The organism is Bacillus sp. LQ01, from assembly GCF_057624735.1.
The window spans coordinates 1744179-1756958 of the sequence record NZ_JBYEZL010000001.1 but is presented as its reverse complement, the minus strand read 5'-3'; the positions used below and the strand labels follow the sequence as shown (position 1 = coordinate 1756958).

General features: G+C 36.6%; 19 protein-coding genes. 4 read left to right on the top strand and 15 right to left on the bottom strand.

Annotation, left to right across the window (positions count from 1 at the left end; all coding sequences use genetic code 11):
• Positions 1-548 precede the first annotated feature (548 nt).
• Positions 549-1493 carry a collagen-like protein gene (locus AC22L0_RS09115; RefSeq protein ID WP_487272223.1) on the top strand — a complete coding sequence of 315 codons (945 nt, stop codon included), beginning with the start codon at positions 549-551 and terminating at the stop codon, positions 1491-1493.
• On the opposite strand, the gene AC22L0_RS09110 is transcribed toward AC22L0_RS09115, so the two are convergent.
• Positions 1490-1654: a hypothetical protein gene (locus AC22L0_RS09110; protein ID WP_205753490.1), complete on the bottom strand. Its 165-nt coding sequence runs from the start codon at positions 1652-1654 to the stop codon at positions 1490-1492. The genes AC22L0_RS09115 and AC22L0_RS09110 overlap by 4 nt on opposite strands.
• 598 nt (positions 1655-2252) lie before the next feature.
• A complete protein-coding gene (locus AC22L0_RS09105; RefSeq protein WP_487272222.1) occupies positions 2253-2381 on the bottom strand; it encodes a hypothetical protein in 129 nt (42 codons plus the stop codon).
• Positions 2382-2505: 124 nt separating this feature from the next.
• On the opposite strand from AC22L0_RS09105, the gene AC22L0_RS09100 reads away from it, so the two are divergent.
• The 3 genes from AC22L0_RS09100 to AC22L0_RS09090 all read left to right on the top strand — a co-directional run bounded on the left by AC22L0_RS09100 (position 2506) and on the right by AC22L0_RS09090 (position 4322).
• Positions 2506-2865 (top strand): FtsB family cell division protein, encoded by a 360-nt coding sequence (locus tag AC22L0_RS09100; protein WP_284559167.1) that lies wholly within the window; start codon positions 2506-2508, stop codon positions 2863-2865.
• A 196-nt stretch (positions 2866-3061) separates the two neighbouring features.
• Positions 3062-3256, top strand: a complete 195-nt coding sequence (locus tag AC22L0_RS09095; RefSeq protein WP_130813789.1) for a hypothetical protein — start codon at positions 3062-3064, stop codon at positions 3254-3256.
• Positions 3257-3524: 268 nt separating this feature from the next.
• The gene (locus AC22L0_RS09090; RefSeq protein WP_487272221.1) at positions 3525-4322 is read left to right on the top strand and encodes a sulfotransferase family 2 domain-containing protein; all 798 of its coding nucleotides are present in this window, start codon (positions 3525-3527) and stop codon (positions 4320-4322) included.
• A gap of 282 nt (positions 4323-4604) precedes the next feature.
• Here the strand turns inward: AC22L0_RS09090 and AC22L0_RS09085 are convergent, their stop codons facing one another.
• The 13 genes from AC22L0_RS09085 to AC22L0_RS09025 form a co-directional block, all read right to left on the bottom strand.
• Entirely contained in the window at positions 4605-4994 is a 390-nt protein-coding gene (locus AC22L0_RS09085) for a hypothetical protein (protein WP_487272220.1), read from the bottom strand.
• 9 nt (positions 4995-5003) lie between these two features.
• Positions 5004-5897 (bottom strand): zinc-finger domain-containing protein, encoded by an 894-nt coding sequence (locus AC22L0_RS09080; protein WP_487272219.1) that lies wholly within the window; start codon positions 5895-5897, stop codon positions 5004-5006.
• A gap of 69 nt (positions 5898-5966) precedes the next feature.
• Positions 5967-6698 carry a 2-methylcitrate dehydratase gene (locus AC22L0_RS09075; protein WP_487272218.1) on the bottom strand — a complete coding sequence of 244 codons (732 nt, stop codon included), beginning with the start codon at positions 6696-6698 and terminating at the stop codon, positions 5967-5969.
• 14 nt (positions 6699-6712) lie between these two features.
• Positions 6713-7129 (bottom strand): DUF1064 domain-containing protein, encoded by a 417-nt coding sequence (locus tag AC22L0_RS09070; protein ID WP_098023300.1) that lies wholly within the window; start codon positions 7127-7129, stop codon positions 6713-6715.
• Positions 7130-7859: 730 nt separating this feature from the next.
• On the bottom strand, positions 7860-8132 hold the full coding sequence (locus AC22L0_RS09065) for a hypothetical protein (RefSeq protein WP_487272217.1): 273 nt from the start codon (positions 8130-8132) through the stop codon (positions 7860-7862).
• Positions 8133-8147: 15 nt separating this feature from the next.
• Positions 8148-8630: a YpiB family protein gene (locus AC22L0_RS09060; RefSeq protein WP_487272216.1), complete on the bottom strand. Its 483-nt coding sequence runs from the start codon at positions 8628-8630 to the stop codon at positions 8148-8150.
• Positions 8611-8799: a hypothetical protein gene (locus tag AC22L0_RS09055; RefSeq protein WP_325854132.1), complete on the bottom strand. Its 189-nt coding sequence runs from the start codon at positions 8797-8799 to the stop codon at positions 8611-8613. The genes AC22L0_RS09060 and AC22L0_RS09055 overlap by 20 nt, the downstream gene beginning before the upstream one ends.
• 5 nt (positions 8800-8804) lie before the next feature.
• Positions 8805-9497, bottom strand: a complete 693-nt coding sequence (locus AC22L0_RS09050; protein WP_487272279.1) for an ATP-binding protein — start codon at positions 9495-9497, stop codon at positions 8805-8807.
• A 70-nt stretch (positions 9498-9567) separates the two neighbouring features.
• Positions 9568-10530, bottom strand: coding sequence for a DnaD domain-containing protein (locus tag AC22L0_RS09045; protein WP_487272214.1), 963 nt, complete (start codon positions 10528-10530; stop codon positions 9568-9570).
• A gap of 5 nt (positions 10531-10535) precedes the next feature.
• Positions 10536-10700 (bottom strand): hypothetical protein, encoded by a 165-nt coding sequence (locus AC22L0_RS09040; RefSeq protein WP_487272213.1) that lies wholly within the window; start codon positions 10698-10700, stop codon positions 10536-10538.
• Position 10701: 1 nt separating this feature from the next.
• Positions 10702-11508, bottom strand: a complete 807-nt coding sequence (gene recT / locus AC22L0_RS09035; RefSeq protein ID WP_487272212.1) for a recombination protein RecT — start codon at positions 11506-11508, stop codon at positions 10702-10704.
• Positions 11508-11747, bottom strand: coding sequence for a hypothetical protein (locus tag AC22L0_RS09030; protein WP_487272211.1), 240 nt, complete (start codon positions 11745-11747; stop codon positions 11508-11510). The genes recT and AC22L0_RS09030 overlap by 1 nt, the downstream gene beginning before the upstream one ends.
• A 15-nt stretch (positions 11748-11762) precedes the next feature.
• Complete coding sequence (locus AC22L0_RS09025) at positions 11763-12698, bottom strand: YqaJ viral recombinase family nuclease (protein ID WP_487272210.1); 936 nt, start codon at positions 12696-12698, stop codon at positions 11763-11765.
• Positions 12699-12780: the final 82 nt, after the last annotated feature.

Here is a 12780-nt window from a genome sequence, read left to right as displayed (position 1 = left end):
TTAAGCGAGCACTCTGGAACAAGTGCTCGTTTTACTTTGGTGTTTTTCTACAAAATGAGATTTTTATTTAATTTATAAAATAAAACTGCTTGTCCACTTCGATACATTCTTTAATTCCCCTTAACAATCTTTACACTTCCATATAATTATATTCCAACTTCATGATTTGCTTTTTGCAACCTTTACCTCCTATGGCGAGCAATCATAGAAGGTAAAGGTATGAATGAAGAAAATATTGTTTTACATGGAGTTGCTGTTAAATCAAGTTTAATCGATTCAACTCTCCTATCTGTTCTTCGTCATTCACTTTACCAACAGGAGCAACAGGTTCAACGATATTGATTTAGGAAGCGGACTCCCTTATATATTAAAAGCTTTTTGAAGTGAACCCATGTTCCTTATATATTATGGAATGGGTTTATATTTGTGACATAAGGGCTTATTTTTTTATTTATTTTAATTTTCAAGGGCCTTTTTCTTATACTTGTTTGTTAACCAATTCATAAGTTGTAGTGTGTAAGTGGGTGAATGATAAGGATGGTGTAAAAATGAGTGAATTTAAAAAGAAATTTCATATTCCATGTGAGTGTTTTCTCCCCCCTGTACCCCCACCTCAAGTTGGACCAACCGGGCCGACTGGACCAACTGGGCCGACTGGACCAACCGGGCCGACTGGACCAACTGGGCCGACTGGACCAACCGGGCCGACTGGACCAACTGGGCCGACTGGACCAACCGGGCCGACTGGACCAACTGGGCCGACTGGACCAACCGGGCCGACTGGACCAACTGGGCCGACTGGACCAACCGGGCCGACTGGACCAACTGGGCCGACTGGACCAACCGGGCCGACTGGACCAACTGGGCCGACTGGACCAACCGGGCCGACTGGACCAACCGGGGCTACAGGAGTTACAGGACCTACGGGACCAGCTGCTACGGCATGTTGCCCATGTACGAATGTTCTTGATAACCCTGGATTTGATGAACCTGCAACACCAGGTACTCCAGTTCCAGGATGGATTGTAACGGGAAATGTTTCAGAAGTAGGATTTCCAAATGCGCACAGCGGTCGTTTTCTTCCAAATGGAACCTTGAGTGCTTTAGCTGTTTCTATTGGACCTGGTGGAATTATGACCCAATCTGTTGATGTGGGCGAAGGTTGTTGCTTTACCCTTTCTTTTGCTGGGGATATAAGAGACGGAGCACTCCTTGTTGCTTCTGTATCGTTTCCAGAACTTAGTCAAGGATGTCCTCCTAACCCTACAACACTTGGACCATTAAACATTCCGCACATTGTACCTGTTGCAAATCAACAACAAGCTGGCTTCCAACATTATACCCTTGTTGTGTGTATACCTGCTGATGTAACTACAGCATGTATTAGTTTCCAAAACTTAGCTACGGGTGGAGAAGGCGCAACAGCTTTTGTTGATAATGTTGTATTCCAACCTACTGGTGGACCTTGCACTTCATGTTCACAAAATTTTTAATATATTAATGTATTTAAAGATTTTCGTTTACTGGCGAATTCAATAACTATTAAAGAGAGCATTCTAGCTCTCTTTTCATATTTGAAATCACCATAATCTGCCCCCTCAACCTTGACTCCACTCACTATATATTCATTAATAATCCGTTGTTTACTCTTCATTTCATTCCAATGACTATTTTATTTTAAATCCGCACACCCCTTAGAAGCATACATACGATATCATGTGGTATTCTTTTTCAATATTAGTTTTTATCCGTGAGCGCCTTGGATGGCGCTCTTTATATTTGAAATAAATAACCCTTTTGTTCAAACATACTTACGATTTATATAAACTAAGCATATATTTAAATAGACAAAACATAGCTTTTTTCTTATACATACACAATTTTTGTTTAATAAAATAACGATTTTGTTCATTTTTATAGCTTAATAACAATCATTGATATAACCCCAAAAATATATTTTATTAACTTCGCTTAAAGTAAAATTTTCATTTTTTCATTCAACCGAGTTCATAACATATTCTTTTCCTCCGATAAAATAATGATTAGGTGTCCCATGCGCATTTTATCCATTGGAAATAATACCTTTCATGTACTTACGTATTAGAAACTTCATTTCTGCATCTTCTGCAATAGCAATTTTGTTCACTTTTTTGATACATTTATGAAACATTCACATGTTATCTTCAATATGTTCTATTCTTTTTGAAAAACCATGTGAGAATACCAAAACAAGAAGCCCTAGAGCCCTAACTCTAGGGGCTTTTTGTTTTTAAATAAGGGGTTTTTATTAAATCTGCACCAAGATTAAGAAGCATACATACACCTTTTTTATATAAATCTTGGTCATTGGGCGCCTTTAAAAGCGCTCTTTTTCTTTTCAAATAAGAATTTTATTTAAATTTTATAAAACCTCTCTTTATCCAAATAGGTTCAAAATTATCTATTTAGCATATATAATACTTTTAAACAATTTAAATTCTATACATAAGTAATGGAGGCTTTAAAATGGGAAATGTCCCAAATTTATCACCACAACAATCAATCTCAAAAAATAAAATTAATCCTATTAAGAATCAACAAACGAATAAAAAGCTAAGACGTCGCCTTTTATTAGCACTTGCTTTTATGCTACCTATGATTATTTCCATCCAAATCTGCATTTATAAGCAAGAACAAATGATTCAAGAAAAACAAATTACACTTAATAAAGAAAAGAAGAAATTGTCTGAATTAGAACTTATAGGACGTTATGTTGAAAACGATATTAAAACTTTAACAGAGAGCGAAGAAGGTATTTTAAAATTCGCAAGGAAACTGTATGGATTCTCCAGACCTGATGAAACTATATTTCAAATAACTGAATAACTTATCAATACATAAGCGATTGTCATTAATCATGAAGTGATTTAATGATCATCGCTTTTTATCAAAATTCTATCAAATAACTATTTTGTTAAATTTCTAGATTCAAAAAGTACTAACTTTTTAAAATGACTTCATATACATTTATTGAATACATATAAAGGTTGTATAAAACCAAATAATTTAGGAGCTGATCAGTATGACAAGTAAACCACTAGTAATAACGCTTCCTCCTATATCAAAAACCAAAATTACTTTTTATTCTTCTTCTGGTGACGTAATTAACCACACTTTTTTTACAAACGAGACTTCAGAACCTATAGCAACGTTTGCACATTGTCCTATAGACTTTGAAAGATTTGAAACTAAAAGAATGCCAGTCCTTATAAAATAATTTTCCATTCTCCTTTACGAATAATCTTTTTTTCATTACACATACTATCCTCAAGTCAACTTCCCATGACTACACTCTTTAAAAACGGAGCTTTACCCCTCCGGACTGTTTAGGCACACGGCAGGTAACTTAGTCAACTACCTGCCATTTTCTATTCAAATAACGATTTTATAAAAAACATATATACCGCATCACTGCCAATTTTCATATATTAAATACTTTCTTCATACAGTAGTAAAGATATAAGAAAAACAGGCGGTGTTTGTAAATGACAATGACGCATATTTATAATTTCATGATTAAACATTGGCGCATGCCACATTTCCATAATGAATTCCCACTAATTTTATTCTGGAGCCAAAAAAGCGGCTGTACTTCACTAGCAAATTGGTTCTTTTATCAAATTGATTTATATGAAGAAGCAATTAGTTACGACCCGTTTATTCATAATTACGAGTACGACATATACAAAAATTCTTTTTTGTACTATATACAGGTAGCTACAGAATTAAGACTTAAAGAAAAGCAAGGATACAAACTTGTTAGAAATCCATATAAACGAGCAGTCAGTTCTTTCTTATCGCTCCTTTCACCACTTCATATAGAACATCCGGAATGGCGGCCTATTCGGCAATTTCTGTACGGAGATGCGAATTGTAATAAGAAAATCTCTTTTAAACTTTATTTATATTACTTAAAATCTTTTGATTCAAATTCAGATTTAATAAACCCTCACTATGCTCCGCAATATATACAAGGTGAGGAACGCTTTGTAACTAATTATATCCACCTTGAAAACTATTCTAGTGAAATAACTAAACTAGAAGATCAATATGGATTAAAGAAATCTCCTTTAGATTTATTAGAAAAATCATGGCACCATCAAAAAGACTATGCTATTCTCAAAGGGGATTACATAGATTCCGATATTACTGATCCTTTATTCCCACACCTCCCAACATATGATAGTTTTTATGATCATGAAACTATCCAATTAGTACAAGATATTTTTAATAAAGATTTCAGCACGTACAACTACCCATTAACTCCTTTAAAAAATAAGTGATTTTCTAATTGCAGTTTCATATATTATATAGAAACTTAAATTCACCTATTTAAGTTTCCTCATAAACTCTCGTTGTAAGTTGGGACACTGGAAACAGTGTCTTTTTTTAATAAAATTCAAATTTGGTCTATATCAAAAACTTCAATACCATGTAAAATCTACGTAAAGATTGCTGTGATTCAACTTATATAATTGATAATCTTTATATGATGGACTTGCAAATACCCGATTTGCACAATACTTGCTTTCCATACGGCTTATGCTTGAGTGCTAGGAGAAATCCTAGCCTTTTTTGATTTCTCTCATATTAGTTGGCCCTTTCCATTTCCCTTCACGTTCCCACTTCTTCTTGAGCTTTCCAACGTAAGTAAAACTGCGTTCATACATAATGCTGATTTCCGTATCCGGAATACCTTGTATATTCAAACCTCTTACAATTTCAGGAGTTAATCCAATTGGCGCTCTCTTTCTCGGTCCACCGTTCTTTTTTGGCTGTGTATCTAAGTATCTACCCAACCGGCGTAATTCTTCACCAGTCGGGCATGCTTTACATTCATTGACACTGAAACATTCGTTTGATGTACGATTGTAATAACAACGTCTGCATTTCTGTTCAATAATGTCACCAATTTGGTATGTGAGCTCTTTTCGTTCTTCTTTTGTCAGTTTCATACCATCCACCTACAAGACTGCCTTGAGCGCCATACCGAGCGCTTGTGATCTACCTTGTAACTCAAGACGGTGTTCACGTTCTTTCGCCGCTGTTTCTTCTGCAGCACGTACATTGATATGCATTTTTTGCAGATCATGCTCTAGTTCATGATTCTTTTCTGTAATCACATTAAATTCGTTAAGTAATGTGTTGTAATCTTCCTCACGAGCTTGCGATTGTTGCCTCATGCTTTCAAATGCATCTTCCGCTTCAAAGCGTGCCTTCTTTTCTGCGATAAGATCTTGCGCTAGTTTTTCTTTTATACCTTTTAAGTCCTCATATAGTTTCGATACTTCACGTAATTCTTTTTGCATCGCATCTTTTTCATCAAGAACGTCGTTTAATCGTTCTTTCCAAAACGAATCTAATTCTTCTACTTTCTCGATATGCTCCGTAACTACTGGCTTTAATTTTGGTGGTTCAGATTTCGCTTTTTCTTTGTTTTGAGGCTGTAGTAATGGTTTTGTACCCTGAGCTTTCTTAGGTGTACCTACACGCTTATCAGGCGTTGCATTTGCCTCGCGTCTTTTTGCAACGTGATAATATAAATTCCCTTCTGTTACTCCGAACTCTGCTCCGATTTTCCCCCAAGTCCATTTCTTTTCATCAGAAGCACGTAATTTTTCAGCAGTTACACAAATTTGATCCCAGTTTTTTTGTTCAGCCATTTTCTCATTTCTCCCATCGTTTAGGCTTTCACCTAAGCTTTTTATACTTTTACCAATTACACAGTTTTCCGAACACCAACGCGCTATTTCATAATTGTTTCCAATCGATTTCGGAACAGTTTTACACCCTTTACAATTTTCATCTTGTATATTTAAAATCTTGATTCGGATTTGACGTTTTTCGGCTTTGTTCAATCCATCACCCCATATGAGATTGAAAGGCAGGTAGTACAACGAAATTGTCATACTACCAACCTGTATTTATTAGTCTTCTAATTTTTCATCAAAAGGTTTTTCCTCATCAGCAACTTCAATTTCTTCAGAAGATTGCGATTCTTTTTCTTGCACCTGTTCTTCTACCGTTACAACTGTTTCTTCTGTCTTTGTTTCTTCCTTCAGTTTCTCTTCTACCTTTGACTGCTCTCCTACATCCGGCTGTTTCTCTTTCCATTCGTGCCATTTAATCGCCATCGGTGCAATGCGAGCACGGTAATCATCAATCATTTCAATTAGCTTCACGTTAGAAATCTTCAGCTCGTTTGCTAATTTTAGATAAGACTCTCCTTCAAGCTTTCGTTTTACAATGTAAGCAAAGTCATGTGGTAAATCATCTAAGCCTGGAGCAAGCCCGCTAATGATAAATGCATCAACGGTTTCACGATCCGCTTGCTCTCTTTCTTCGCGAGTTAGGATTTTCTCTTCTGGAATATCGAAGTCCGCTTCCATTTGCTCATACACCTGTTTAACTTCTTGCACAAAACCTTTTTCATCCACTTCATATTCAGTTAACGGTTTGTTCGTTTTTGCATTTAGCAACACATTATAATTCACGATAAGAGACTCCAATGATACAGCCACTTTAATATCGATTAATTCAGAAAGTGCATCTAACTTTCCATTTAATGAGCTATCTGTTACTTCCAAAACGATTTCTTTCTTGCCATCCGGCTTAAGATTTACTTTCTTTAACGTTGGTTTGAATTCGATATATGACATATGATTCGCTCCCTTTATTTCGCTTGTTTTAGTTTTTTCTCTTCACGTTTTAATTTGTTGTACTCATCTAGTGTGATGAATCCGCCATATTTGATAACATGCTTTAAAAGAATGAGTTGTAAGTGTGGATATTTATATTCGAACATCTTCTTTTTCACCGCGAATGTTTCCGTCACCATACCCTTTATGTCCACGACTTCTACATCACCATTTGGCAAATAAACCATGAAGTCTGCGATATATGTAATTGCCTTAAAACTTTTACCGTTCTTTGTAAACGCTGGTTGCAAGGTGAATCTTGGTTGTAATTCAAAGCTTGAAACTTCACCTACGGCTTTGCGAACCTTTAAACCAGAGTAATAATCCGATTCAGCCTTACTATCGAATACATGGCCGTCTAGCTCAGCTTTTTTATTGTTATATTTACTCATAACTTTTCTCTTTCGCTTCACTAATTAACTGAGTGATTTCATATACAGCATTTTGTGCACATTCCATGTTTCTTCACCCCTTGAATATTTTTCAAAAATCAATACATACTATTTTCAAGCCGCTTAATCCACGGCTGGTACTTCCTTCTTTTACAGTAAGAGGCAGATTGGTTCATAACTTTTCTAATTCTTACTGTATATTTTTAAAAATATCGAAAATAATACCAACAAGCTGTTTGAACTAGCAGCTTCACTCTTCTCGTAATGGGAATGCAATTTATCACAATTAGCTAACTCATTCGACTCACTGGCAGACAACCGAAAATGTTGTCTGCTTTTTGTATGGAATTTTTCATTTTACATATACTACTTTTGAGCCTGTTGCCAATGCAAGCCATTTGGTGTTTTGAATTCCGACTAAGCGTTTTTGTTGCATAGATTATTACATCTTTGACAACACTGTTTTAAAGCGCGTTTTCTGGTTATTCGTAGTTCTAATCCAGAATAATTTTTCTCCTATAAAGGACGGCAGGTACGACTGCTCGTCCTTTTTTACTTATACCGCATACTCTCCCTTCTGATAATTTCGAACCACATTGCCCTCATCATCGTAGTAAGCAATTTCCCAATAAGGATGGCAGTTGTGCTTTTCAATTTCTCCATCGAACAAAACAAACAGATTAGTTTTCCAGTTCCCAACGATCCTACCCCACATGCCAGCTACGTTTACTCACATACCCATGTAAGCAAAATGTAGGTTTCTAAAGTTTTGCATTTTCTTAAACGCTTGTTCTGTGCTGTACATCCGCTTGATATCAAAAACCCCTTCGTTCTCACACTTTACAAACTTCATGAATTCAGCCATTGGCATCGTTAGAAGCTTTGTTCTGAACTTTTGCCAGTACAGAAATCTTGCCTTTCCTTCAGTTTCCGCTACCACATATTCTTCATTCGGCCATTGTTCGAAAATGGTAGTGAGTTTGAATTTGTAAAGAACCACCATCTTTTCACCTCCCCCTTAATTTGCAATCAACTGATGGAACAGTTCTTTATTTCTTGTGTCTAGTGCATGATTAATGAGTTGGTATTTTATTAACTTTTCAATTTCATCATGATCTTCTCCGTCGATATGCGTTTCAAGTGAGCACTCATCATCTTCAAGTACTTCCATGTATAAAGGTTCCTTGTATTTACCTTTAAAATTGATTTGAATGTAAATTGGTGTATCGTTGGCATTGAAATGATGATATACTGACATCCCATCTGTGACAGTTAAATTCGGTTTATAAAACGCGAACAGTTTGCCTTCTGCAAAATGTGCTGAAATTTCAATTCCATACGGATACTTCTTTGCATTTTCAACAAAGTGGATTCTAGTTACAAACCTTAAATGTTTATGAAATGTGTAGATAAATGGAAAGCCCTCGTGTCTTCTGGGCAAGATATGATTTAAAACAAATTGCATAAACTCACGCTTTTTCTCAACCGACACGTTGCTCATGCAGTAACCCCCTTTTCCATCCTTCAAATTTTTGTATCCAAGCATCCCAATGTTCTTGGTATGAGGCTTCCCGCAGCTTTGCTACCTCACAATTACAACCCTCAACCTTTATCATCCCAGGATAAATTTCTTTATGAACTACGCCAGTGTTACTGCATGTCATGCACATTTTCTTCACTCCTTTTCACGATAATCTTCGCCTTCAATTTCGACGATGTAATGCTTGCTCATGCCTTGTAATCGACTATTTGCTGCAAAACCAATTTTTTCTCCTAATGTTTCATTATCTTCATTAGAACTGTATAAAATAGGCATATTATGTCGATACCGATAATCAATAATTTGATAGTAGAGATTCTCTTTTGCTTCTGACCATTTTGATTTCCCTAAATCATCCCAAATGAGAACCTCTACTTTTTTTGCATGATCCATCAGGCGATTAAATTCTTTTTTATCATCATTCATCATCTTGGCTGCAATGAGATCATCCATAAAAGTTCCGTCTGATATTAGCAGCATGCTATATCCTTGATTCATAAGATACTTTGCTGCAGCTACTTGAAGATGCGTTTTACCAAGTCCAAAACTGTTATGTTCTCTCTTTGCTTGCGCTCGCTTTGCTAGCTCTAATTGCTTAATTCGTAACTCACCAAATGTTGCAACAAAACCTAAACTATTTTGTTTTGTCCCTTTGATTTGTTGAAAGTAATGCAGATACTCCACCATCGTTTTGTAAAGAAGCTTTTGTTGCTCTGTTTCCCGCTTGTAAGAATCAAAACGGGCATTTGTAAATTCTTCGGGAATCATTGCGTTTTTTAACCTACGCTCTAATACTCGTTGCGCTTTGCATTCACAATCTTTTTGCATAGACACTCTCATACCGAATTGATTAACTTCTTCGTAAAAAATCACTTCTGAATCCTGACATTTTAAACATCTATACTCGTTTGATGTAGTTGGGTCTATTGCGTTCTCTGCTTGCAATTTCTTCCTCATAGCTTCTGCCCGTACTAAAACCTTTGCCAGCGCGTCCCCTACGTGTTGCATTCTCTACACCACCTCTTTGATTTTTATAATCCTCATCAAGCTTGATTACATCTGCCAATGTTTTCACGTTGCTTTTTTGCCAGTTCATTAAAATCTTTCGAATGTACGCCCACCTTGGAGCATTTTCATCGATAGCTTTATCAACCGCTCTATTTACTAATTCACTACCAAACAAATCACAAAACTCTCCTAACTCCTGCTCTGCGATTACGCTTAATGGAATGTTACTTTTCATTAAGTGTTCTAAGCTATTTTTAAACTGTGGATCAATTAATGGATGCTGGTTATCATCATCTATATTTGTAGTAATCTCTGTAGTAGTCTCTGTATTTGTCCTTACTTCTAAGTTAGGTGGGTCATTACTTTGAAGTAAGGAGGGTGGTGACTTTGAAGTAAGGAGGGTGTTTACTTCTAAGTCACCAGGGTCTTCATTTACTTGTTGATACATAGTAGATAACTTTTTAATTTCTGATGCTACTGGTTCAACAAACATCACATTATTTAAAACCTTTCCATCTACATGGATAGTACGAAATTCAATTTTTATAAGAAACATATCCGTTAGTAAATCACATGCTCTTTTTACTTGTAGCTTTGTAAATCCAAAAGTATCAGCCAACTGTTGATAATTCTTTTGTAATTTATCAGCCTTGAATTTTTTCTTATAAGTGACTTTTCCGTTTATTTCATCACGTATAACTGTGGGTCTATACCAGTAAACTATTTCGCTTAAAACCATAATGGCTACAATATGTGGTTTCCCATTACTGAAAGTGATACGAGTAAACCATTCATGATCTACCACATTTCCTTTTAGGTTCAAACCTCCAATTTCAGATACAGCATTGCTCATGCCGTCTACCCCCTTGTGCAAATCGCGATGTAAGACTCATTTGCCTTAATGACTTTCTCTATTCGATAACCTGGATAACCAGTTTGTATATAACGTGCAATCGACTGCTTCAAATCATCTTTTGACTGTGCTCTCTCCCACAATTTGCGAGAGAGTAGCACTTTGGACATGTTACTCACCTTCAATCACGAAATTACCTTGTCCGTCTCCTTCAGCTGACTGTTCCGCTTCAATTGGATCAGCTTCAATAAATTCTGGTTCTTCCGTGATATCTTTACGAACCACTTCGTCATGCTGCGCTTGTGACTGAACTTCGATGCTGATTGGTAAATATTTAAACATGTAACGGACCACTGTTTTCTTCGCCATTTCATCATAGTCACTTGCCCATGGACTATAACTTGAATTCGCCGCTGCAGAACGTTGACGGCGCTTTTCAATTTCACTCTTCGGCATAAATTCCATTTGGTGTCCGCCATCCTTGAAATGAGCGACTGCATACGCTCCAATAAACTCACCACGATCACCAAATGAAGGTTTGTGCTTCAGTTGAGGATGTAAGCCTAACTCGTATTCAAACTCATCATTTTCATACACCGCATGTGCATAGATGCTTTGAATGTGGCCAGAACGTCTGGCTAAATCAATCATGCCTTTATATCCGATAATGAAAGTCGCTTCACTCTTGTATGGCAAGATGTAGCAATGTCCTAGTAACCCAGGTTCAAGCCCTAACTGTACGGCTTGCATAACAGCTCCCATAAGCGATGGTACTTTGCATTCAAGCAACTTTGGATTTGTGCGAATCGTTGTTAATGCAATTCGGCTCATGCGATCCATGCTCATATGCTTTGGTAATACTTCTGCAAAACGTGGAGCCATTTTTTTCATATACGCTTCCACTGTTTGTTCAGGTGTTACAGGTGCGCTTGCCTTACGATTTGCTAATTGATTTTTTACATCTTTGTTAGTTGCCATTAGTTTTTAACCCCTTTCGTCAAGACCGTTAACTTCATACCATGTTCCCCTTCAAAGTTTTCCATGTGCAAAGAACACTTTCTCCCGAGTAAATTCACTAAAATTAAGTTCTTAGCTTCCACGCTATTTACAAGATAAATGTCATCCCACTTATCTCCATCAACATCACGACCTTCAATCAAAATCGCTTTACCAACTAACTCTTTATTAAATACTGTGGATTGAACAAATAGCTTCATATCAGTTTCCTCCCCTTATTTAACCGTGAATTTTCTTGATTTAGATTCTTTAACATACTGCTCATACAAATCAGGATGATCTGCTTTAAATCGCTTGCTATCAAAACGATTTGTTATATATGACTTCCAATAAACTTTGTAGTTCTCCGTTCCACCAACTTCATTGGTACCGAGCTTTGCTTTGATTTTGTTTTCATACTCTGCCTTTTGTTCTTGCAGGACTTTAATTTCTCGATCCACTTGATCACGCGCTTCAATGAGAAGTTCTTCTTGCTTGCCTAAACTTACAAAGCTATCTGCAATAGATTCTGGATATAAGTATTTTAATAGTTCTGTTGATGCATCCGAACCATCAAACATAGGTGGCTCGTTCTTCTCAACATTGTTGAGCCAAAAATCTTTTTCGATATCGATAAGGTACTGGATTAGTTCCTCGTCACGCTCGATTTTTTTATGAACGAATTTATTACCGCCGATTAATACTGCAATCCACCATGCTTCATAGCCCGTTACAGCCATATAATGTTGACATTGCAATAGATAAGCCGCTGGAACTTCTTCGTCTTCCCACTCTTTTTTAAAATATTCCGACGACGTTTTGCATTCAAGTCCAACTCTTTCACCGACAATTAAACGGTCTACGTTTGCTAACATCCACGGATATTCAGGGTGTTGAAGAATGGCATTTCTGCGTTGAACCTTTAAATCTGTGCGTTTTGCAAATTCTTTTGCCACTACTTCTTCTAAAACGTTGCCGAAGTATGCAGCTTCACTTTGTATATCTTCCTTTTCAATCGCTTGTGTTTTTTCAAGGAATACTTGCACTGCTGATTTCCATTTATTTAAACCTGCTATTGCAGAAACATCTGAGCCGCCAATACCTTGTGTACGTGCTTGCAACCACTGATCGTGGTCCATATTGAGTGTATTTACCAATACTTTTGCTTGCATGTTCTATTCACTCGCTTTCTGTGATATACTAGCCCTAACTTATCTTTTTAAAGGGACCTCCTGCTGCTACAGGTGGTCTTTT

Excerpts from the sequence above, each read along its gene's own strand:
- AC22L0_RS09045 (WP_487272214.1), bottom strand. The coding sequence starts at position 10,530 with ATGAGCAATGCTGTATCTGAAATTGGAGGTTTGAACCTAAAAGGAAAT.
- AC22L0_RS09110 (WP_205753490.1), bottom strand. The coding sequence starts at position 1,654 with ATGAAGAGTAAACAACGGATTATTAATGAATATATAGTGAGTGGAGTC.
- AC22L0_RS09065 (WP_487272217.1), bottom strand. The coding sequence starts at position 8,132 with ATGGTGGTTCTTTACAAATTCAAACTCACTACCATTTTCGAACAATGG.
- AC22L0_RS09085 (WP_487272220.1), bottom strand. The coding sequence starts at position 4,994 with ATGAAACTGACAAAAGAAGAACGAAAAGAGCTCACATACCAAATTGGT.
- AC22L0_RS09050 (WP_487272279.1), bottom strand. The coding sequence starts at position 9,497 with ATGCAAAAAGATTGTGAATGCAAAGCGCAACGAGTATTAGAGCGTAGG.
- AC22L0_RS09070 (WP_098023300.1), bottom strand. The coding sequence starts at position 7,129 with ATGAGTAAATATAACAATAAAAAAGCTGAGCTAGACGGCCATGTATTC.
- AC22L0_RS09115 (WP_487272223.1), top strand. The coding sequence starts at position 549 with ATGAGTGAATTTAAAAAGAAATTTCATATTCCATGTGAGTGTTTTCTC.
- recT (WP_487272212.1), bottom strand. The coding sequence starts at position 11,508 with ATGGCAACTAACAAAGATGTAAAAAATCAATTAGCAAATCGTAAGGCA.
- AC22L0_RS09025 (WP_487272210.1), bottom strand. The coding sequence starts at position 12,698 with ATGCAAGCAAAAGTATTGGTAAATACACTCAATATGGACCACGATCAG.
- AC22L0_RS09075 (WP_487272218.1), bottom strand. The coding sequence starts at position 6,698 with ATGTCATATATCGAATTCAAACCAACGTTAAAGAAAGTAAATCTTAAG.
- AC22L0_RS09090 (WP_487272221.1), top strand. The coding sequence starts at position 3,525 with ATGACAATGACGCATATTTATAATTTCATGATTAAACATTGGCGCATG.
- AC22L0_RS09095 (WP_130813789.1), top strand. The coding sequence starts at position 3,062 with ATGACAAGTAAACCACTAGTAATAACGCTTCCTCCTATATCAAAAACC.
- AC22L0_RS09040 (WP_487272213.1), bottom strand. The coding sequence starts at position 10,700 with ATGTCCAAAGTGCTACTCTCTCGCAAATTGTGGGAGAGAGCACAGTCA.
- AC22L0_RS09060 (WP_487272216.1), bottom strand. The coding sequence starts at position 8,630 with ATGAGCAACGTGTCGGTTGAGAAAAAGCGTGAGTTTATGCAATTTGTT.
- AC22L0_RS09030 (WP_487272211.1), bottom strand. The coding sequence starts at position 11,747 with ATGAAGCTATTTGTTCAATCCACAGTATTTAATAAAGAGTTAGTTGGT.
- AC22L0_RS09100 (WP_284559167.1), top strand. The coding sequence starts at position 2,506 with ATGGGAAATGTCCCAAATTTATCACCACAACAATCAATCTCAAAAAAT.
- AC22L0_RS09055 (WP_325854132.1), bottom strand. The coding sequence starts at position 8,799 with ATGTGCATGACATGCAGTAACACTGGCGTAGTTCATAAAGAAATTTAT.